Source organism: Streptomyces sp. NPDC088810 (genome assembly GCF_044750305.1).
Lineage (GTDB): Bacteria > Actinomycetota > Actinomycetes > Streptomycetales > Streptomycetaceae > Streptomyces.
Window position 1 is genome coordinate 248,766 of sequence record NZ_JBIVJQ010000003.1, and the last position, 18,677, is coordinate 267,442.

The window sequence follows — 18,677 nt, forward strand, 5'->3', positions numbered from 1 at the left end:
TCGGCCTACGCAGGCAGGCCGCGTCTCCCGGCGGGCCGGGGTCGCCCCCTCGCTGCTGCCGGCACCCTGCACCCCGGTGGCCCGGGTCGACGGGTTCGGCCTACGCAGGCAGGCCGCGTCTCCCGGCGGGCCGGGGTCGCCCCCTCGCTGCTGCCGGCACCCTGCACCCCGGTGGCCCGGGTCGACGGGTCCGGTCTACGCAGGCAGGCCGCGTCTCCCGGCGGGCCGGGGTCGCCCCCTCGCTGCTGCCGGCACCCTGCACCCCGGTGGCCCGGGTCGACGAGCCCTGCCGCCGCGGACACCCCACGCCCGCGGGGAGCCGGGGCGCGCCCTCGCCGATGCGGGTGGGCCGCACCCCGGTCGACCGAGGCGACGTCGCCGACGCAGGCTGCACCCCGCACTCCCAGCGAGCGAGGCCGACTCGGCCGCTCACCGCCGCGGGCTGCACCCCCGCCCCCCGGCGAGCGGGGCCGCCCCGACCGCCCCTTCGCCGACCCACACACCCAGCCGACCCCCGCCAAGCCACCCTCACCCATGCCAAGACCGCCACAGCGCCGCGTACGCGCCCTCGGCTGCGACCAGGTCGTCGTGGCTGCCCAGCTCGCTGATGCGGCCGTTCTCCACGACGGCGATCACGTCGGCGTCATGGGCGGTGTGCAGACGGTGGGCGATGGCGACGACGGTGCGGCCGTCGAGGACCCGGGCCAGGGAGCGTTCCAGGTGACGGGCCGCGCGCGGGTCGAGCAGCGAGGTCGCCTCGTCCAGGACCAGCGTGTGCGGGTCGGCCAGCACCAGCCGGGCCAGCGCGATCTGCTGCGCCTGCGCCGGGGTGAGCGCCAGGCCGCCGGAGCCCACCTCGGTGTCCAGGCCGTCGTCCAGTGCCCGCGCCCACTCGTCCGCGTCGACCGCGCCGAGGGCCGCCCAGAGCTCGGCGTCCGTGGCGCCGGTGCGGGCCAGGAGGAGGTTGTCGCGCAGGGAGCCCACGAAGACGTGGTGCTCCTGGTTGACGAGGGCGACGTGCGAGCGGACGCGTTCCGCGGGCATCCGGGACAGCTCGGCCCCGCCCAGGGTGACCCGGCCGTCCCGGGGCGCGTAGATCCCGGCGAGCAGCCGGCCCAGGGTGGACTTGCCCGCGCCGGACGGGCCGACCAGGGCGAGCCGGGTGCCCGGTGCTACCTCCAGGGAGACCTTGCGCAGCACGTCGACGCCCTCGCGGTAGCCGAAGTGCACCCGGTCGGCGTGCACGACCCGTCCCGCCGGGGCCACCGAGGCGTCCCCGGCGTCCGGCTCGATGTCCCGGACACCGACCAGACGGGCCAGCGACACCTGGGCGACCTGCACCTCGTCGTACCAGCGCAGGATCAGGTTCACCGGATCGACCAGCATCTGCGCGATGAGCGCGCCGGTGGTCAGCTGGCCCACTCCGATCCAGCCGTGCAGGACGAACACACCGCCGACCATCAGGACCGAGCCGAGCACGAGGAGGTGGACGGTATTGATCACCGGGAAGAGCACGGAGCGGAGCCAGAGGGTGTAGCGCTCCCACGCGACCCACTGCGAGATCCTCCGCTCGGACAGGGCCACGCGGCGGGCGCCGAGGCGGTGCGCCTCGATGGTGTGGCCCGCGTCCACGGTCTCGGCGAGCGCGGCGGCGACGGCGGCGTACCCGGCCGCCTCCGAGCGGTAACCGGACGGCGCCCGCTTGAAGTACCAGCGGCAGCCGATCACCAGGACCGGCACGGCGAGCAGCACGGCCGCGGCCAGCGGCGGGGCGGTCACGACCAGCCCGCCGAGCAGCAGCAGGGCCCACACGACGCCGATGGCCAGCTGCGGCACGGCCTCGCGCATGGCGTTGGCCAGGCGGTCGATGTCGGTGGTGATGCGGGAGAGCAGGTCGCCGGTGCCCGCCCGCTCCAGCACGCCCGGCGGCAGCCCGACGGACCGGACGAGGAAGTCCTCGCGCAGGTCGGCCAGCATCCGCTCGCCGAGCATCGCGCCCCGCAGCCGTACCTGCCGGACGAACCCGGCCTGCACGACCAGCGCGAGCACGAACAGCCCGGCGGTCAGGCCCAGGTGCAGCTCCGCGGCCTTGTCCGTCACCCGCTCGACCAGGCCGCCGAGCAGGTACGGGCCCACCATGGAGGCGATCACGGCCACCGTGTTGACGGCGATGAGCAGCAGGAAGGCCCGCCGGTGCCGGCGGAACAGCTCGGTGACGTAGGCGCGCACGGTCGCGGCGGCGCCGACGGGCAGGGTGGTGGCGGTCGTCGGGACCGCCGGGTCGTACGCCGGTGGCGCTACCCCGATCATGCGCTCTCCTCGATCTCTTTCAGTTCCTGGAGCGCGTCCAGCAGGATGCCCTGGTCGGCCGCGGACAGTTCCTCGTCGGTCTCCCGGGTCACCACGGCCCGGTACCGCGGCTCGCTGTCGACCAGTTCGCGGTGGACACCGACCGCCACGACCTCGCCCTCGTGCACCAGGGCCACCCGGTCCGCGCGGTCGAGCAGCAGCGGGGAGGAGGTGAACACCACGGTCGTCCGCCCCGACCGCAGCCGGCGCAGTCCGTCCGCGATCCGCGCCTCGGTGTGGGAGTCGACCGCGGAGGTCGGCTCGTCCAGCACCAGCACCTCCGGGTCGGTGATCAGCGACCTGGCCAGGGCGAGCCGCTGGCGCTGGCCGCCGGACAGGGAGCGCCCGCGCTCGGTGATACGGGCGTCCATCGGATCGGCCGCGTCCAGCGAACCCTGCACGAGCGCGTCCAGCACGTCCTCGCACTGCGCCGCCGCCAGCGCGTCCGCGGCCGGCACGGCGCCGGAGGCCGGCACGTCGAGCAGGTCGCGCAGGGTGCCGGAGAGCAGCACCGGCTCCTTGTCCTGGACGAGCACGGCGGTCCGGGCGCTGTCGAGGGGGAGTTCGTCCAGGGGCACTCCGCCGAGCAGCGCCGACCGGTTCGGCTCCGCAGGGTGGCCGCCCAGCCGCTCGGCCAGCCGGCCCGCCGCGTCCGGGTCGCCGCACACCACGGCGGTGAACCGGCCGGCGGGAGCGAGCAGACCGGTCGCGGGGTCGTACAGGTCGCCGCCCGGCACCTCGGCCTCGCGGGTGCCGCCGGTGGCCGTGGACCGCTCCAGGGCCAGCACCCGCGCGGCGCGTCGGGCCGAGGGGCGGGAGAAGGAGTACGCCATGGCGATCTCCTCGAAGTGCCGCAGCGGGTAATTGAGGATCATGACCGCGCTGTAGACGGTGACCAGTTCGCCGACCGTGATCCGTCCCTGGCGGGCCAGGTCGATGCCGTGCCAGACGACGGCGATCAGCAGCAGCCCGGGCAGCAGCACCTGGACGGCGGAGATCAGCGACCACATGCGGGCACTGCACACGGCGGCGTGCCGTACCTCCTGGGAGGCCCGGCGGTAGCGGTCCAGGAACAGCTCCTCGCCGCCGATGCCGCGCAGCACCCGCAGTCCTGCGACGGTGTCCGAGGCCAGCTCGGTGGCCCGGCCCGCCTTCTCGCGCTGGACGTCCGCACGGCGCGTCGCCCGGGGCAGCAGCGGCAGTACCGCTAGGGCCACGACGGGCAGGCCCACGGCGACGACCACGCCGAGCGCGGGCTGGTACACGAGCAGGCCGACGCAGACGACCACGACCGTCAGTGCGGCGGCGGAGAATCGGGAGACGGCCTCGACGAACCAGCCGATCTTCTCCACGTCCCCGGTGGAGACGGCCACCACCTCACCGGCGGCCACCCGCCGGGTGAGGGCCGAGCCCAGCTGGGCGGCCTTGCGCGCCAGCAGCTGCTGGACACGGGCGGCGGCGATGATCCAGTTGGTGACGGCGGCCCGGTGCAGAAAGGTGTCGCCGAGCGCGATGCCCAGACCGCAGAGCAGCATCAGACCACCCGTCAGGGCGAGCCTGGTGCCGGAGCGGTCGATGGCCGCCTGCACGGCGAGACCGACGCAGAAGGGCAGGGCGGAGACGGAGACGAAGTGCAGCAGGCCCCAGGCGAGCGACTTCAGCTGCCCGCCCAGCTGGTTGCGCCACAGCCACCACAGGAATCGGGGACCCGAACGCGTGTCCGGCACGCCCGGATCGGGATACGGAAGGTCTTGAATCTGCATGACGTCCCAGTGGCTCGTGTCAGGGGAGGGCAGGGGAGCACAACAGCGGAAGACCGCGGTGACCGGCAACAAGCCGTGAAAGGTTCGCGTCGCAGAGTGGTGAATTTCAAACGGTTTTCCTCGACGGCCCGCGAAATCCGCCCACTTCCGGCCACGGCCACCGAGGGCTCGCCCGTCAAGCCCCGGGCAGCCCCGTCACCCGGCACGGTGACTGCCCGAAAGGACGCACCATCAGCGGGGCCGCGATGACAGCATGGAGGGGTGCACATCGACACCGTGCGGCGCATGACGGTCGCGGCGGCGGCCCTCGGCACCCTCCTCGCGACGCTCTCCGCCTGCGCCACCCCGGACCCCACGCACGGCGCGCAGGGCGCCCGCGGCAGGAACGCCCCGACGGCCGCCACCCCCGACCCGACCCGCATACCGGGCGTCGGCGACCGGCTGTACCGGCGGATCCCCGCCGGCTCCCGCCAGGTCTTGGCCGTGTACGGCGAGCACCGGGACTCGGCGGTCTCCCGGGTCGTGCTGTACACGCGGCAGGGTGCCCAGTGGCGCACGGCGGGCAGTTGGCCCGCGCACAACGGACGCGGCGGCTGGACCACGCACCACCACGAGGGCGACCAGCGCAGCCCGGTCGGCGTGTTCACCCTCACCGACGCGGGCGGTGTGCTCGCCGATCCGGGTACCAGGCTGCCCTACGACCAGGACGAGGGCGCCTATGCGCCCCCGGCCGAGTGGGACGAGGCGCACCAGCACGACTTCGACTACGTCATCGCCATCGACTACAACCGCGTCAGGGGCACCCCGCCGCGCGACGCCACCCGCCCCTGGGGCACGGACAAGGGCGGCGGTATCTGGCTGCACATGGACCACCGCAGCGGCACCTCGGCCTGCGTCAGTGTCTCCAGGAAGGCCATGGAGGTCCTGCTGCGCACGCTGGACCCGGCCGGCCACCCCGTGGTGGTGATGGGGGACAGGGCGACGCTGGCCGCCTAGCGAGGGGACACGGCACCTTGTCCGTCCGACGGCCGGTTCCCGGCTTCGACGACGCTACCGCTCGGCCGGATCCGCCTGGTGTCCCGGCGATCCGGCCGCGGCAGAGCCCACCACGTCCACGTCGCTCGCCCGGACATAGGCGAGCCGGTGGCCGAACTGGATCTCGTAGTACCTCTCGCGGCCCCACACCACCGGGTTGGGCGTGTCGCTGAACGACTTGGCGGTGTAGGAACTGCCGACGCCGCCCTGTGTCACGTACCGCTGGCCCGCCAGGAAGCCGTACGGCAGCGGGGACGCGGTCGGCTCGTCCATGTCGTCCGGGTAGGCCTCCTCCTCCGGGAGGGCACGCCCGTACACCGGGATCTCGTCCAGGCCCTCCTTCGGCGTGACCATGCGCCCGGCCGCACCGACGGCGGTCGGCTGCTTCCTGGGGTTCTTGAACCAGGCCTTCTGTCCCTGGAACCAGATCGCCGTCCAGTCGCCGCTGCGGTCGGCGACGGCGAAGGTCTGACCGGCCGAGACGCGCGATCCCAGGTCGTTGACGTCCACCGTGGAATCCGCGCCGTCGGGCTTGCGGCCCGGGTCCTGGATCAGCGGGGCCTTCTCGTCCGGCGCGGTGTACAGCCGGACGGCGCTGGAGCCGTGCGGCCGACACGGTGAACCGCTGCCGGCGCACCCTGTGAACGGCGGTTTGTGCTTGCCGTAGTCCGGCAGGATGGTCACCATGTCGCTGTCGGGTCCCGCCGTGGCGCGCAGCGGTGCGCCGAGGAGGTCGAAGTAGTGCCGCCAGTCCCAGAAGGGGCCGGGGTCGTCGTGCATGTCGGGGATGGTGTCGGCGGTCGGGGCGGGCACGTTGTCGTGGCCGAAGATGTGCTGCCGGTCGAGCGGGATGGCGTACTTGTTCGCCAGGTACCGCACCAGGCGCGCCGAGGCCCGGTACATCCGCTCCGTGTACCAGGTTCCCGGCTGGGTGAGGAATCCCTCGTGCTCGATGCCGATGGAGCGGGCGTTCACGAACTGGCTGCCCGAGTGCCAGGCTTCGTCCTTGGTCCTGATGTGCTGGGTGACGTGACCGTCGCTGGAGCGGATCGAGTAGTGCCACGAGGACTCCGTCGGGTCCTGCACCGTCTGGAACATGCTCGGCAGCTCCGCCTCGGTGTCGTGGATGACGATGTACTCGATCGGCTGGTCCCTGGGCCGGTCGCCCAGGTCGTGGTTGCCGTAGCTGTCGCCGATCTCCTCGTACGGCGCGCCGAGCCAGTCACAGGCCAGTTCGGCAGGGCACTCGACCTGCTTCGGCCGCTGCGGGCCCTGCCCGCGGGGGGTGCGCGGGTGCGGCTGCAGGCCGGGGGTGGCGGGCAGGGTGACGTCCTGCCCCTCGGCGGTGGTGCGGTGCGCGCCCCGGCGGATGAGGGCGAAGACGTCGTCGGCGTAGGCCGTGGCTGACGCCACGTCACGGGTGCCCGGGAAGCGCGCCACCGACTCCCACCAGTCCGCCGGGTTGGCGCTCAGGGGCTTGCCGAGCTGCCGTTGCGTGGCCGCCAGCAGCGCCGCCCCGCCGCGTACGTTGGCGGCGGCATCCGTGCGCAGCCGTCCGGCCGGGGCCTGGATGAGGCGTGCCGCGTGCTGCAGGTCCGCCGGCTCCACGGCATGGCCGGCCGCGGCGCCCGGGGACGATCCCGCCGAGCCCGTGGACGACCCTGCCGAGCCCTCGGACGATCCCGCCGAGCCCGGGGACGACCCCGCCGCGCCCGTGCGCGGCTGGGCCTTCTCGCCGACCGGCGCTTCGGGGCGGGGCGCCGGTTCCGACGGCCGGACGCGTTCGGCGTCCACCAGGTGCATCGGCCCGAAGCCGCCCGTGACGCTGGGCGTGCCCGGATGGGAGTCCCAGCGCGACTGCATGTAGGACACGCTCATGAGCACACTGCGCGGCACCTGGAACTCGCGCGCGGCGTCCGTGAAGGCGTCCTGCAGACGCCGGTCCGCCGCCTCGTCGGCGCCGGAGGTCGGGAGGATCAGCAGCGGCGGCAGCAGAGCCGCCCCCGCGATCACACAAGCCGTCAGACGGCATCTCCGGATGGCCGCGGGGACATGTGCAGAAACATTTCTTCTCATCGCAGAGGCTCTCCCAACCACGCTCGCTCGCAACCAGGACAAAGGAGTTGCCCGTGGTGCCACCCCTCGTACGTTTCCGTGCCCCGCGCGCCGTGTCGTGGCGAGCGTCACCGGGGTGGACCAGCGGCCCGGCACAGGCCACCCGGTCGGCGGCAGCGGCTCCGCTGCCTGGGGCAACCACGCGAGTCCGCGCGCGGCTCAGTCCTCGACCGGGTCGACCTGCCAGTCGGGGTGGCCCGGCATGGGCGGGGTGTGCGTGCCGTAAAGCCATGGAGTCAGGAACGATTCGAGGTCCTCGCCCGCCACCCGGGACGCGAGCGAGACGAAGTCCCGGGTGCCGGCCGCACGGCCCCGGTACTCGCTCACCCAGGCGCGCTCGATCCGGTCGAAGGTCTCCTCGCCGACCTTCTCCCGCAGCGCGAACAGCACGAGCGCCGAGCCGTCGTATCGCATCACCTTGAACAGGGTGTCCTCGGTGGGTTCGGCGGGTGCTCCCTCGTCGTGCCGCCACTGGTCGTGCTGCTCGTACGCCGCCCGCATCACGGACTCCAGGCTCACACCGCCGTGCTCGCCGGAGTACAGCCGTTCGTAGAAGCGGGCGTGACCCTCGCTCAGCCACAGGTCGGACCAACGCCGGATGGCGACGCTGTCACCCGTCCAATGGTGTGTCAGCTCGTGGACGAGATTGCGCTCGGCGTCGACCCGGTCGCCCAGCAGGTCGTCCCGCGGTACGACGGAGAGCGACTGGGTCTCCAGCGCCACCGGCAGGTCGGTGTCCCCGACCAGCACGCCGTAGCGGCGGAACGGGTAGGGGCCGAGCCGCCGTTCCAGCCAGGCCAGGTGCTCCGGGGTGAGCGAGCGGTACGCCTCGGTGTCCGTGACCAGTCCGTCGGGCACCACGTCCCGGACGGGCAGCCCGCGAGGGCCGCTGCTGTCGACGAACGTGAACCTCCCGATCGCCAGCTGGACGAGCTGTGCCGCGATCGGCTGCTCGGAGTCGTACGTCCACCGGGTGCGGCCGTCCGGGCGGCGGGCCGTGCCGACGAGCCGGCCGTTGGCCACCGCGCTCAGCCCCGCGGGGGTGGTGATGTGGAAGGTGACCGGTGCCCGCAGGCTCGGGTGGTCGTCGGCCGGGAAGATCATCCGGGCTCCGTCGGGCTGCGCGCAGACGAGGGTGCCGTCGGGGGTGGGGACCCAGCCGTAGTCCTGGATCGCGTCGTCGCGGTGCCGTCCCTGGGTCGGGTCGGCGGTGTAGGCGACGCGGACCGTGAACGTACGGCCGCGGGGGATGGGCCGTACGGGCGTGACGACGAGTTCGTCGCCGTCGCGGCGGGCGGTGGCCGGGGCGCCGTCGACGGTGACGCGGTGCAGCGTGTTGCCCGCGAAGTCGAGGTCGAAGCGGGACAGGGCCTGGGTGGCGGTGGCGCTGATGGTGGCACCGGCCTCGAAGGGCGTCCGGGGTGCCCGCCAGTCGAAGTCGAGCGTGTAACGGCGGACGGTGTAGCCGCCGTTGCCGGCGAGCGGCATGAGCGGGTCGCCGATGCCCGGGGCGCCGGGGGCCGGGGCCGGTCCTGACGAGGCGGCCGGACCGGGTGCGGGCGAGCCCTCGGCTCCGTGCGGAAGGGTGCCGGCGAGGACGGCGGCACCGGTGACCGCGCACGCTCCGACGACGGTGAGGACGAGGGCCGTGCGGCGGGAGAGTGACCCCTTTGCGATGTCCATGAGCGCACTATGCCAGCAAGATCCGCTTATATCACTAAATGTCCCTTCATTGGATGCTCGTCGAGGCCCGCGCGGCGGCCGTTCGCATCGCGCCGATCTGCCGAGGCGTCATTGCGGGGCGGCCCGTCGCCCCGTAGAACACCGGCCATGAGAAGACGGATGGTCATGTCCATGCTTACCGGAGCGACCCTCCTGGTGAGCGCGTTCTTCGGCACGGGCACACCGGTGGCCCGAGCCGCCGAGGTGCCGGCCGAGTTCGGCACCGACTGGCACGATCCGGTGACCGCGGCCCCGCCGGTCGACCGGCCGCACACCACGTCCTGTCAGGTCACCCTCGCCGACGTGCAATTCCGCGACTTCACGCCGTACCGGGGCACCTACGCGCCCCCGAAGGGCTGCGGCGACCGCTGGAGCAAGGTCGTCCTGCGCCTCGACGGCAAGGTGAAGGGCCGTCAGTACGACCGGCTGGGCTATCTGCACGTCGGCGGGGTCGAGATCCTGCGCACCTCCACGCCGGAGCCCTCGCCCGACGGCATCGGGTGGCACGTCGAGAAGGACGTCACCCGCTACAGCGACACCTTCCGCGGCTCCCGGGACGTCGAGATGCTGATCGGCAACGTGGTCGACGACACCTACACCGGTGTCATCGACGTACACGTCACCCTCACCTTCTACGCCGGCCGCCCCGCGACCCCCGCCCCCGACCGCGTCCTCACCCTCGCCGACACGCCCTCCGGTACGACCCTCACCACCCCGCGCAACAGCGAACGGATCGTGGCCGAGGTGTACGCGACCGGTTCGGGCGGCGGGTGCGAGGAGTTCTGGTACCTGACCGTCGCCGACCCGGCGTCGTACTCGTGCAAGGCCGACCGCGGCCCCTACCGCGAGGTGCAGATCACCGTCGACGGCCGGCTCGCCGGCATCGCGGCGCCCTTCCCGAACGTGTGGACGGGCGGCTGGTCCAACCCCTTCCTCTGGTACGTCGTCCCCGCCCCGCGCGCCTTCGACGTCCGGCCCCTCGAGTACGACCTCACGCCCTTCGCCGGCCTCCTCAACGACGGCCGCCCGCACCGCGTCGAGGTGTCGGTCGTGGGCGTGCCCGCGGATCGGCCGGGCTGGAGCACCCCCGTGAACGTGCTGGTCTGGCAGGACGCGCACCGCGCCCACGTCCCCGGGGCGCTCACCGAGGACAAGGCCACCGACCTCGTCAACTCCTCCGTCCTCACGCCCGGTACGGAGAACCGGGTGCGCACCGAGGCCGGGCACCGGCTCACCGCCTCCGGGTACCTGGACACCTCGCACGGGCGGGTGACCACCACCGTCACCCGTACGCTCGCCAACACCTCCGTCCACCGCTGGACCGAGGGCGAGAACACGGACGGACTCGACGCGACCTGGACCGACGACGAGAGGGTCAGGACCGCCGGCCACGGCCCCGCGCGGACGACGCGCACCCACCGGACGTACACCATGAACGGCGCCACCACCCTCGGTCCGGACGATCGGCTGCGCACCGTGCTGACCCTCGGCGACCGGGCCTCCGCGGTGGTCCGCGAGGGCGGCCGGCGCACCGCGTGGTCGCGGCTGGACGACACCTACGGCGGCGACGCGACGTACACGGTCAACGTCCCGCGCGACCAGCGGCACGCGGTCGGCACGTCCGCCGAGCGCTACCGCCTCCTCGGCCCGGACGGCTGCTACGACCGTTCACTGGCCACGGTCCAGGGGGTGCTGACGGAGGATCGCAGCCGCTGCTGAGACCGGGGTGGCGCAGCCCCCCGGGCGGATTCACCGCTTGGCGCGGGCGTGTTCGAAGCCCCCGCTCCGTCTCCGGAGCGGGGGCCACGGCCGTTCAGCAGCGCTGGGCGGCGTCCCCGTCGATCAGCGTGTCCAGCAGGACGCCGAGCACCTGGCGCTCCTTCTCCGTCAGCGGCGCCAGTATCTCCTCGGCCGCCGAGCGGCGGGCGCCGCGCAGTACCCGCAGGGCCGCGCGCCCCTCGTCCGTCAGCTCGATCCGGGTCACGCGCCGGTTCGCCGGATCCGGCACCCGCCGTACCTTGCCGCTCGCCTCCAGCCCGTCGACCAGCGTCGTCACCGCGCGGGGCACGACCTCCAGACGCTCGGCCAGGTCGGCCATGCGCGGGGGCGAGGCGTAGTGCGCGAGGGTGCGCAGCAACCGGGACTGGGCGGGGGTGACGCCCAGGTGGCGCTGCTCCAGATGGCGTTTCTGGATGCGGTGCACCCGGCGGGTGAGCCGTAGCAACTGCTCGGCGAGCAGGCCGTCCGGATCGGGGGTGGTCATGCGGGAACAATATCAGGATGCCGTTCATTGTGAGTATAGGTAACAATGAGCTACGATCCGTTCCGTCATCGTCGGCCGACTCCTGACCGGCGCCCGTCACTCCCGTAGGAGCCCATGCACCCCGACCGTGAACCCTCCTGGACCCCACCTGCCGACGCCGGCGAACAGCCCCGGCAGGTGCGCCGCATCCTGCGGCTCTTCCGTCCCTACCGCGGGCGGCTCGCCGTCGTCGGCATGCTCGTCGGCGCCTCGTCGCTGGTCTCGGTGGCCACGCCGTTCCTGCTGAAGGAGACGCTCGACGTCGCGATCCCGCAGGGCCGCACCGGCCTGCTGAGCCTGCTCGCGCTCGGCATGATCCTCAGCGCCGTCCTGTCCAGCGTCTTCGGTGTGCTGCAGACGCTGATCTCGACCACCGTCGGCCAGCGGGTCATGCACGACCTGCGCACCGCGGTCTACGGCCGCCTCCAGCGCATGTCGCTCGCCTTCTTCACCCGCACCCGCACTGGTGAGGTGCAGTCCCGCATCGCCAACGACATCGGCGGCATGCAGGCCACCGTCACCTCCACCGCCACCTCCCTGGTGTCCAACGCCACCAGCGTGGTCGCCACCGTCGTCGCGATGATCGCCCTGGACTGGCGGCTGACGATCGTCTCCCTGCTCCTGCTGCCGGTGTTCGTGTGGATCAGCCGTCGCGTCGGCAACGAACGCAAGAAGATCACCACCCAGCGGCAGAAACAGATGGCCGCCATGGCGGCCACGGTCACCGAGTCGCTCTCGGTCAGCGGCATCCTGCTCGGCCGCACCATGGGCCGCTCCGACTCGCTGACCGCGTCCTTCGCCGAGGAGTCCGAGCGTCTGGTCGACCTCGAGGTCAGATCCAGCATGGCCGGGCGCTGGCGCATGGCCGTGATCACGATCGTCATGGCCGCTATGCCCGCCGTCATCTACTGGACGGCCGGACTTGCCCTCACCTTCGGCGGCCCCCAAGTCTCCCTCGGCACCATCGTCGCCTTCGTCTCGCTCCAGCAGGGCCTGTTCCGCCCGGCCGTGAGCCTGCTCGCCACCGGTGTCCAGATCCAGACCTCGCTGGCGCTCTTCCAGCGCATCTTCGAGTACCTGGACCTGCCGATCGACATCACCGAGCGGGAGCGGCCGGTCCGCCTCGACCGGATCAAGGGCGAAGTCCGCTTCGAGGACGTGGAGTTCCGGTACGACGACAAGGGAGGCCCCGTCCTCGACGGCATCGACGTCACCGTGCCGGCCGGCGGCAGCCTCGCCGTCGTCGGCCCGACCGGCGCCGGCAAGTCCACGCTCGGCTATCTCGTGCCCCGGCTCTACGACGTCACCGGCGGCCGCGTCACCCTGGACGGCGTGGACGTCCGCGACCTCGACTTCGACACCCTCGCCCGCGCGGTCGGCGTCGTCTCGCAGGAGACGTACCTCTTCCACGCCTCGGTCGCGGAGAACCTGCGCTTCGCCAAGCCGGACGCCACCGACGAGGAACTGCGCGCGGCGGCCGAGGCGGCACAGATCCACGACCACATAGCCGCCCTGCCCGACGGCTACGACACGATCGTGGGCGAACGCGGCCACCGCTTCTCCGGCGGCGAGAAGCAGCGCCTGGCGATAGCCCGTACCATCCTGCGCGATCCGCCGGTCCTCATCCTGGACGAGGCGACCAGTGCGCTCGACACCCGCACCGAAGCCGCCGTCCAGGACGCGATCGACGCGCTGTCGGCCGACCGCACGACCATCACCATCGCCCATCGCCTGTCCACCGTCCGCGGCGCCGACCAGATCGTGGTGCTGGACGCCGGACGGGTGGCCGAACGCGGCACGCACGAGGAACTCCTGGAGCGGGACGGGCGGTACGCGGCCCTGGTGCGCCGGGACGCGCAACTGCAACCGACAAACTGAACATAATGCCGGGTTTGGGGTGATATGCGTATTACCGTGCCCGCATGCAGACGAACACTCCGCCACGGAGCACGATCCGACTGACACGCCGGGGCAGACTCGCCCTCCTCGTGGCCGGCGCCGTCGTGGCCGGCACCGCCGTGGCGGTGCCGCTGCTGACGCTGGCGGCCGACGGCGAGCAGGAGAAGTCCGCCACGCTGGTCATCCCGGAGGGCTGGCGCGCCGGCCAGGTCTACGACGCGGTCGACAAGGCCCTCGGGCTGCCCCCTGGCAGCACCCGCAAGTCCCTCGACAAGGCCCCCCTGAAACTGCCGAACGAGGCCGCGGGCAACCCGGAGGGGTATCTCTTCCCGGCGACGTATCCCGTCCGGAAAGGGGCGACCCCCGCGTCCCTGCTGCAGCTCATGGTCGACACGGCGGACAAGAGGTTCAACGGCGCACCCGTCGCGGCCGGGGCCCAGCGCAACGCGATGAACGTCTACCAGGCCGTCACCATCGCCAGCATCGTCCAGGCCGAGGCCTCGACGAAGGCGGACATGGGCAAGGTCGCCAGGGTCATCTTCAACCGGCTGAACAGCGGAATGCCGCTGCAGATGGACTCGACCATCCACTACGCGCTGAACCGCGACACCGTCCGGACCAGCCAGAGCGACACCCAAGTCGAGAGCCCCTACAACTCCTACCAGCGCATGGGCCTGCCGCCGACGCCCATCGACAACCCCGGCGAGGACGCGATGCGCGCCGCGCTCAACCCGACGCCGGGCGACTGGCTCTACTTCGTCACCGTCAAGCCCGGGGACACGCGCTTCACCGCGGACTACGACGAGCACCTGCGGAACGTGGCCGAGTTCAACGCCGTCCACCAGGGCGCCGCGACGGCCCAGCCCCCGAGCAGCAGCCCGCTGGGCTCCCCGGCCTCGGAGCCGTCGGGCAGCTGAGCCGGCGGGGTCTCAGGCGGCGACCGACTCCTGCGCCAGCAGCCGCCGGACGTCCCGGACGGCCGCGCGCCCGGCCCGGTTGGCGCCGATGGTGCTGGCCGAGGGACCGTAGCCGACCAGGTGGATCCGTGGATCGGCGACCGCGCGGGTGCCCTCCACCCGGATACCGCCGCCCGGCTCGCGCAGCCGCAGCGGGGCGAGGTGGTCGAGCGCGGCCCGGAACCCGGTCGCCCACAGGATCACGTTGGCGGTGACCCGCCGGCCGTCCCGCCACTCCACGCCGTCCGGGGTGACCCGGTCGAACATCGGCTGCCGGTCCAGCACCCCGTCCGCGAGACCCTGCCGGATCGCGTCGTTCAGCGGCAGCCCGGTGACCGAGACCACACTGCGCGGCGGTAGCCCCTGACGCACCCGGTCCTCCACCAGCGCGACGGCCGCACGGCCCGCCTCCTGGTCGAACGGCCCCTCGCGGAAGACCGGGGGCCGCCGGGTGACCCAGGTGGTCGCGGCGGCGTACGGGGCCAGCTCCAGCAGATGCTGGGTGCCTGAGGCGCCTCCGCCCACGACCACGACCCGCTGCCCGGCGAACTCCTCGGGGCCGGTGTACTGCGCGGTGTGCAACTGCCGCCCCCGGAAGGTCTCCTGGCCGGGGTACCGCGGCCAGAACGGCCGGTCCCAGGTGCCGGTCGCGTTGATCAGCGCCCGCGTCGACCAGGTGCCGTCCGACGTCTCCACCAGCAGCCGTCCCCCGGTGCCCTCGCGTACCGCGCGCACGGCCACGGGCCGCCGTACCCGCAGGTCGAAGGTGCGCTCGTACCGGTCGAAGTACTCCCGGACAACATCGGCCGAGGGCCGCGCGGGGTCGGCGTCGGTCAGCTCCATGCCGGGCAGCGCGTGCGTCCCGTGCACCTTGCCGAACGTCAGCGAAGGCCACCGGAACTGCCAGGCGCCGCCCGGGCCGGGGGCGTGGTCGAGGACCACGGCATCGCGGCCCGGCTCGAAACCGGTCCGCCGCAGGTGGTAGGCGGCGGCCAGACCGGCCTGGCCGGCGCCGATCACGACAACCTCGACCTCGTGTACTTCGTTCACACCTCAACCAACAGTGGGCCGGGCGCGGCTCTTCCCGGCCGCTCAGTCCTTGGCCGGAGTCGTCGACGGAGGCAGGTCGCCGTTGTAGCGCCGGTCCACGAAGCCGGCGAAGTCCACCTTCTTCGGGATGAGCTTCAACTCGGTGAAGGCGTCCGCGATCTGCTGCTCGGAGGCGACCAGCGGCTTGTCGACGGCCACCGCGATCCGGGTGGAGTTCGTCCGCTTCACGGAGGCCAGTGCCACCTCGTAGGGCAGACCGGTGTCCTTCGACCACACTTTGGCCCACTCCTCCCGGTGGTCGTAGACCCAGGATGTGGCCCGCCGCAGCCGTGCCAGGTAGTCCTTGATGGCGGCGGCCTTCTTGGGGTCTTCCAGCGCGGCCGGCGCGGCGACCTGGAAGGTGAAGCCGTTGGTGATGCCGTCACCGGTGGTGAGCACCCGGCCCTGCCTGGCCTGGAGGATCTGCGAGGTGTACGGGTCCCAGACCGCCCACGCGTCGACCTTGCCGGAGGTGAACGCGGCGAGCGCGTCGGCCGGCTGGAGGTACTTGACCTTGATGTCGGACAGGCTCAGCCCGGCCGCCTTGAGCGAGGCGACCAGCTGGTAGTGCGCGGAGGAGCCCTGTGCGACGGCGACGGACCTGCCCTTGAGCTGCTGGGGCCTGGTCAGGTCGGAGCCGTTCGGCACGAGGATGGCGTCGCCCCTGGAGGTGCCGTGCCAGGCGGCCACAACGGTGATCTTGGAACCGGCGCCGGCCGCGAAGACGGGCGGGGTGTTGCCGACACCGCCGATGTCGACGGCCTTGGCGTTCACGGCCTCCAGCAGCGGCGGCCCGGAGGCGAAGGTCGACCACTTGATCTTGTAGTGCAGGTTGTTCAGCTCGCCGGCGGCGCGCAGGATGGCCTCCGAACCGCCCTTCTGGTCGCCGACATCCAGGGTGACGGAGCCCGAGCCGTCCGTGCCGGTGCTGGCGGACGAGTTCCCGCCGCAGGCGGTGAGCAGAAGGGCGATGGGGAGGAGCAGTGCGGCGGGGAGGAGTCGTCGTCGCATGGCGGTTCCGTTCGTGTTCGGGGGTGGGCGTTCAGGCGGCTGCGGCGGCGGTGTCGACGCCGAGCCGTTCGAGCAGGCGGGCACGGAGGGCGGCGAACCGTGGGTCGGTGAGCTCGCGCGGCCGGTCCAGGTCGATGCGCTGCTCATGGGCGATCCGGCCGCCGTCCATCACCAGGACCCGGTCGGCGAGCAGCACCGCCTCCTCCACGTCGTGCGTGACCAGCAGCACCGCGCAGCCCCGGCGCTGCCACAACTCCCCGACCAGGCGCTGGGCCTTGATCCGGGTGAGGGCGTCGAGGGCGCCGAACGGCTCGTCGAGCAGCAGCAGATCGGGCTCGCGCACCAGCGCGCGGGCGAGGGAGGCGCGCTGGGCCTCGCCGCCGGAGAGGGTCTTCGGCCAGGCGTCGACGCGGTGACCGAGGCCGACCTCGTCCAAAGCCTTCTCGGCGAGGGAGCGTTCGGGCTTGCCCGGCAAGCCGAGGAGCACATTGCGCCACACCTTCTTCCAGGGCATGAGCCGGGGTGCCTGGAAGGCCACGGCCCGGCGGCGCGGGACCAGGGCCGTGCCCTCGATGTCCCGGTCCAGGCCCGCGAGGATGCGCAGCAGGGTCGACTTGCCGCAGCCGCTGCGACCCAGCAGGGCGACGAACTCGCCGGGCGCGATGTCGAGTCGGAGGTCGTCGATGACCGCGCGGCCGTCGAAGGAGCGGGTCAGCCCCTCGACGTGGACCGCGTGACCGGTCACCGGCCCGTGAACGTCGGTCGCCATTGCAGCAGCAGCCTTTCGAGGGAGCGGACGATGAAGTCGGCGAGCAGGCCGAGGAAGGCGTAGACGATCAGGCAGACCACGATCACGTCGGTCCGCAGGAAGTCCCGCGCCTGCACCATCAGGAACCCGATGCCGGAGTCGGCGTTGACCTGCTCGGCGAAGACCAGCGCCAGCCAGGAGATCCCGAGCGAGTAGCGCAGCCCGGTCAGCGCCCCGGGCAGCGCCCCCGGCAGCACCACGTGCCGTACCAGTCCCCACCGGGACAGGCCCAACGACTCGCCCGCCTCGATGAGCGGGGTGTCCACCCCGCGGATGCCGGCGTAGACGTTCAGGTAGAGCGGGAAGGTCACGCCGAGCGTGATGATGGCGATCTTCGGGGTCTCGCCGATCCCGAACCAGATGATGAACAGTGGGATGAGACCGACGAAGGGCACCGTCCGCAGCATCTGCACCGGCGCGTCCACCAGGTCCTCGCCGATCCGGAACAGCCCGGAGAGCAGGGCGAGTCCGGTGCCGGTCACGGTGCCGAAGAGCAGCCCGAACGCGACCCGCCGGAGCGAGGTCCCCATGGCCGACGGCAGTGAACCGTCGGCGATCAGATCCCAGCCGACCTGCGCGATCCGGCCGGGAGAGGCGAGCACGTCGGCCGACAGCACACCGGTGCCGCTCAGGAGTTGCCACAGGGCCAGCAGCAGGAGCGGGCCGGTGGTGCGGCGCAGCCAGCGGGGGACCCGGGCGCGCCGGGTGGAGGCGGGGAGGACGGGCTGGAGGCCGGGGGAAGGGTGTCCTGGTGAGGGTGTTCCTGAGCCTTGCTTGGATATACCGGAAATATCCGGTCCTGGGGAGTGAGGTGGGGCATGGCTGATGCTCATGGGTGCTCCACGGGGAGGAGGGCCGGGAGTGGGGAACGCGGGTTCCGCGCCTCTATGTCATGCCTGGTTCAACTAGAAGACCGGGCACGACACGGCGACAGGCCGAAGGGGCCCGCACACAGAAGGGGAAAGATAGGGGGAAGGGCGTCAGCAGCCGCGGCGACAGGCGGCGGAGGCCACCCGCAGCAGGTCGATGTGACCGCGCGTGGTGAGCAGGGCTGAACGCAACATGCGGCTGAACGTAGCCAGATGGAAGCGCAGTGGTCAACGGTGTCTCGCCCCGTGGACCGCCCGTCTCGGAAATCGGTGGCGCCGCGGGGTGTGGGAACCGGCGAATGGGTCAGGATGGGGGCATGTCCGATGCCTTCACCACACGCATGCTGCACGTCTCCACCGGTACCCGGGAGCGCGTCGTCGATCTCACCGCCGACTGCGAGGAGTTCCTGCGGGAGGCGGCGGCCGGCCGCGACGGTCTGCTCAACATCTTCGTCCCGCACGCCACCGCCGGAATCGCCGTCATCGAGACGGGTGCCGGCAGCGACGACGACCTGCTCGCGGCCCTGCACACACTGCTCCCCGCCGACGACCGCTGGCAGCACCGGCACGGCAGCCCGGGCCACGGCCGCGACCACGTCCTGCCCGCCATCGTCCCGCCGCACGCGACCCTCCCGGTGATCGGCGGGCGCCTGGAACTGGGCACCTGGCAGTCGGTGTGCCTGGTGGACACCAACAAGGACAATCCCGACCGCCGGGTCCGGCTGAGCTTTCTGGGCTGAGCCCCCGGGCGACGTGCAC

The 18,677-nt window shown here is 72.5% G+C and carries 15 protein-coding genes; 5 read left to right on the plus strand and 10 right to left on the minus strand.

The genetic code is table 11. From position 1 onward, the window contains the following. Window positions 1-528: 528 nt before the first annotated feature. Entirely contained in the window at window positions 529-2,310 is a 1,782-nt protein-coding gene (locus tag ACIP4Y_RS11980) for an ABC transporter ATP-binding protein (RefSeq protein WP_401391236.1), read from the minus strand. After that, window positions 2,307-4,112 carry an ABC transporter transmembrane domain-containing protein gene (locus ACIP4Y_RS11985; protein ID WP_401391238.1) on the minus strand — a complete coding sequence of 602 codons (1,806 nt, stop codon included), beginning with the start codon at window positions 4,110-4,112 and terminating at the stop codon, window positions 2,307-2,309. The genes ACIP4Y_RS11980 and ACIP4Y_RS11985 overlap by 4 nt, the downstream gene beginning before the upstream one ends. Window positions 4,113-4,397: 285 nt before the next feature. On the opposite strand from ACIP4Y_RS11985, the gene ACIP4Y_RS11990 reads away from it, so the two are divergent. Continuing rightward, window positions 4,398-5,108: a L,D-transpeptidase family protein gene (locus tag ACIP4Y_RS11990; RefSeq protein WP_401392495.1), complete on the plus strand. Its 711-nt coding sequence runs from the start codon at window positions 4,398-4,400 to the stop codon at window positions 5,106-5,108. Between the two features lie 54 nt (window positions 5,109-5,162). On the opposite strand, the gene ACIP4Y_RS11995 is transcribed toward ACIP4Y_RS11990, so the two are convergent. Both ACIP4Y_RS11995 and ACIP4Y_RS12000 read right to left on the minus strand, forming a co-directional pair. Next, entirely contained in the window at window positions 5,163-7,160 is a 1,998-nt protein-coding gene (locus tag ACIP4Y_RS11995) for an N-acetylmuramoyl-L-alanine amidase (RefSeq protein ID WP_401391241.1), read from the minus strand. Window positions 7,161-7,421: 261 nt separating this feature from the next. Beyond that, window positions 7,422-8,945 carry a M1 family metallopeptidase gene (locus tag ACIP4Y_RS12000; RefSeq protein WP_401391244.1) on the minus strand — a complete coding sequence of 508 codons (1,524 nt, stop codon included), beginning with the start codon at window positions 8,943-8,945 and terminating at the stop codon, window positions 7,422-7,424. 147 nt (window positions 8,946-9,092) lie between these two features. Here ACIP4Y_RS12000 and ACIP4Y_RS12005 point away from each other — a divergent pair, with 147 nt between their 5' ends. Continuing rightward, window positions 9,093-10,703: a peptide-N4-asparagine amidase gene (locus tag ACIP4Y_RS12005; RefSeq protein WP_401391247.1), complete on the plus strand. Its 1,611-nt coding sequence runs from the start codon at window positions 9,093-9,095 to the stop codon at window positions 10,701-10,703. A gap of 94 nt (window positions 10,704-10,797) precedes the next feature. Here the strand turns inward: ACIP4Y_RS12005 and ACIP4Y_RS12010 are convergent, their stop codons facing one another. Further along, entirely contained in the window at window positions 10,798-11,247 is a 450-nt protein-coding gene (locus ACIP4Y_RS12010; protein ID WP_358642928.1) for a MarR family transcriptional regulator, read from the minus strand. A gap of 114 nt (window positions 11,248-11,361) precedes the next feature. Here ACIP4Y_RS12010 and ACIP4Y_RS12015 point away from each other — a divergent pair, with 114 nt between their 5' ends. After that, window positions 11,362-13,164, plus strand: coding sequence for an ABC transporter ATP-binding protein (locus ACIP4Y_RS12015; protein ID WP_401391251.1), 1,803 nt, complete (start codon window positions 11,362-11,364; stop codon window positions 13,162-13,164). A 44-nt stretch (window positions 13,165-13,208) separates the two neighbouring features. Beyond that, window positions 13,209-14,102: an endolytic transglycosylase MltG gene (gene mltG, locus ACIP4Y_RS12020; RefSeq protein WP_401391254.1), complete on the plus strand. Its 894-nt coding sequence runs from the start codon at window positions 13,209-13,211 to the stop codon at window positions 14,100-14,102. A 12-nt stretch (window positions 14,103-14,114) separates the two neighbouring features. Here the strand turns inward: mltG and ACIP4Y_RS12025 are convergent, their stop codons facing one another. The 5 genes from ACIP4Y_RS12025 to ACIP4Y_RS12045 form a co-directional block, all read right to left on the minus strand. Further along, window positions 14,115-15,191 (minus strand): NAD(P)-binding domain-containing protein, encoded by a 1,077-nt coding sequence (locus ACIP4Y_RS12025; RefSeq protein ID WP_401391257.1) that lies wholly within the window; start codon window positions 15,189-15,191, stop codon window positions 14,115-14,117. Window positions 15,192-15,233: 42 nt separating this feature from the next. Next, window positions 15,234-16,241, minus strand: a complete 1,008-nt coding sequence (locus tag ACIP4Y_RS12030; protein ID WP_401391260.1) for an ABC transporter substrate-binding protein — start codon at window positions 16,239-16,241, stop codon at window positions 15,234-15,236. Window positions 16,242-16,272: 31 nt separating this feature from the next. Continuing rightward, the gene (locus tag ACIP4Y_RS12035; RefSeq protein ID WP_401391263.1) at window positions 16,273-17,010 is read right to left on the minus strand and encodes an ABC transporter ATP-binding protein; all 738 of its coding nucleotides are present in this window, start codon (window positions 17,008-17,010) and stop codon (window positions 16,273-16,275) included. Then, a complete protein-coding gene (locus ACIP4Y_RS12040; protein WP_401391265.1) occupies window positions 16,983-17,882 on the minus strand; it encodes an ABC transporter permease in 900 nt (299 codons plus the stop codon). The genes ACIP4Y_RS12035 and ACIP4Y_RS12040 overlap by 28 nt, the downstream gene beginning before the upstream one ends. A 147-nt stretch (window positions 17,883-18,029) precedes the next feature. Beyond that, a complete protein-coding gene (locus ACIP4Y_RS12045) occupies window positions 18,030-18,113 on the minus strand; it encodes a putative leader peptide (RefSeq protein ID WP_349817350.1) in 84 nt (27 codons plus the stop codon). A gap of 122 nt (window positions 18,114-18,235) precedes the next feature. Here ACIP4Y_RS12045 and ACIP4Y_RS12050 point away from each other — a divergent pair, with 122 nt between their 5' ends. After that, the gene (locus ACIP4Y_RS12050) at window positions 18,236-18,658 is read left to right on the plus strand and encodes a secondary thiamine-phosphate synthase enzyme YjbQ (RefSeq protein ID WP_030775337.1); all 423 of its coding nucleotides are present in this window, start codon (window positions 18,236-18,238) and stop codon (window positions 18,656-18,658) included. Window positions 18,659-18,677: the final 19 nt, after the last annotated feature.

What these genes read in the sequence shown, in the direction of transcription:
- ACIP4Y_RS11980 (WP_401391236.1), bottom strand. Translation starts at nt 2,310, where the DNA reads ATGATCGGGGTAGCGCCACCGGCGTACGACCCGGCGGTCCCGACGACC.
- ACIP4Y_RS11985 (WP_401391238.1), bottom strand. Translation starts at nt 4,112, where the DNA reads ATGCAGATTCAAGACCTTCCGTATCCCGATCCGGGCGTGCCGGACACG.
- ACIP4Y_RS11990 (WP_401392495.1), top strand. Translation starts at nt 4,398, where the DNA reads ATGACGGTCGCGGCGGCGGCCCTCGGCACCCTCCTCGCGACGCTCTCC.
- ACIP4Y_RS12000 (WP_401391244.1), bottom strand. Translation starts at nt 8,945, where the DNA reads ATGGACATCGCAAAGGGGTCACTCTCCCGCCGCACGGCCCTCGTCCTC.
- ACIP4Y_RS12005 (WP_401391247.1), top strand. Translation starts at nt 9,093, where the DNA reads ATGAGAAGACGGATGGTCATGTCCATGCTTACCGGAGCGACCCTCCTG.
- ACIP4Y_RS12010 (WP_358642928.1), bottom strand. Translation starts at nt 11,247, where the DNA reads ATGACCACCCCCGATCCGGACGGCCTGCTCGCCGAGCAGTTGCTACGG.
- ACIP4Y_RS12015 (WP_401391251.1), top strand. Translation starts at nt 11,362, where the DNA reads ATGCACCCCGACCGTGAACCCTCCTGGACCCCACCTGCCGACGCCGGC.
- mltG (WP_401391254.1), top strand. Translation starts at nt 13,209, where the DNA reads ATGCAGACGAACACTCCGCCACGGAGCACGATCCGACTGACACGCCGG.
- ACIP4Y_RS12030 (WP_401391260.1), bottom strand. Translation starts at nt 16,241, where the DNA reads ATGCGACGACGACTCCTCCCCGCCGCACTGCTCCTCCCCATCGCCCTT.
- ACIP4Y_RS12035 (WP_401391263.1), bottom strand. Translation starts at nt 17,010, where the DNA reads ATGGCGACCGACGTTCACGGGCCGGTGACCGGTCACGCGGTCCACGTC.
- ACIP4Y_RS12040 (WP_401391265.1), bottom strand. Translation starts at nt 17,882, where the DNA reads ATGAGCATCAGCCATGCCCCACCTCACTCCCCAGGACCGGATATTTCC.
- ACIP4Y_RS12045 (WP_349817350.1), bottom strand. Translation starts at nt 18,113, where the DNA reads ATGTTGCGTTCAGCCCTGCTCACCACGCGCGGTCACATCGACCTGCTG.
- ACIP4Y_RS12050 (WP_030775337.1), top strand. Translation starts at nt 18,236, where the DNA reads ATGTCCGATGCCTTCACCACACGCATGCTGCACGTCTCCACCGGTACC.